Annotated in this window: 1 protein-coding gene; it reads right to left on the bottom strand. The window is 47.6% G+C overall.

Annotated features, from left to right (window positions below):
• Nucleotides 1–732, bottom strand: a 732-nt coding sequence (locus tag A3751_RS15820) for a hypothetical protein (protein WP_156492533.1), incomplete at its 3' end; no start/stop codon positions are given.
• Between the last annotated feature and the right edge of the window lie 72 nt (nucleotides 733–804).

Genomic DNA, 804 nt, shown 5'->3' with positions numbered 1-804 from the left:
CTCTTCCATCTCGCGCCGGTTTACCTCTTGCTGCATGACTTGAGGGCTATAAAAGATAACATTCGAATCGCCTTCGTTATCAAATGTCACGAAAAAAGGACGTTCGCCATCGCTACCAACATTGCCCTGCAAAAGATCATCACTGTCAACGAACTCTGCAGGATTGACCCTCGTTGCATCAAAGCTTGGATCGCCGCCTTGCGCGCGCAATCGCTTAACCACTTCGTCTGTCTCGTTCTCCTGTGACTCCCTTAATGCACGCTCAAAAGGGTTTTCCGAATTATCGACCTCTGCACCTGAACCGAATTGCGATGGATTCGCTGACTGTTCTGAGGCCTCTGAACTCCCGACAGAATTCGGGGCTTTCTTAATCTCCTGAGAATAAGCAGGCTCCGCTTCTTCTATCACATTGGGAGCGGCGGCGGGGGCTAATGGGCTCACTGAAGAGTCATCAGAAGAATTTGTTGACGGGCTTTTGGTAGAATCATCGGGCGAATCGGACTTCGCCTCTTCACGACGACGAAGCTTCTCTAGCTCTTCCTCATCCAGTTCAGAAACCTGTTTTGCATCGGTATTACCAAACGCGTCGTCAGCAACGATGTAACGCTTTGCAGAAACCGGGCTAGCGTAAAAGATAAATACTGCTGTTAGTAAGACAAACAGGCTACGAGTGTTAGAACTGCCGTCTAAACTGGAGCCCGATACCATAGATTCTTGATGAGAATTTAACATCCAGACCTGCGTAAGGGTTGTAAACCACGTTAGTAAAGTTAGTACAGTTTAGATTACAACTCGTGTTATTTT

The organism is Oleiphilus sp. HI0080 (assembly GCF_001635135.1).
Note: the sequence above shows the minus strand (reverse complement) of the source record. Positions and strands in the feature narration are given on the sequence as shown.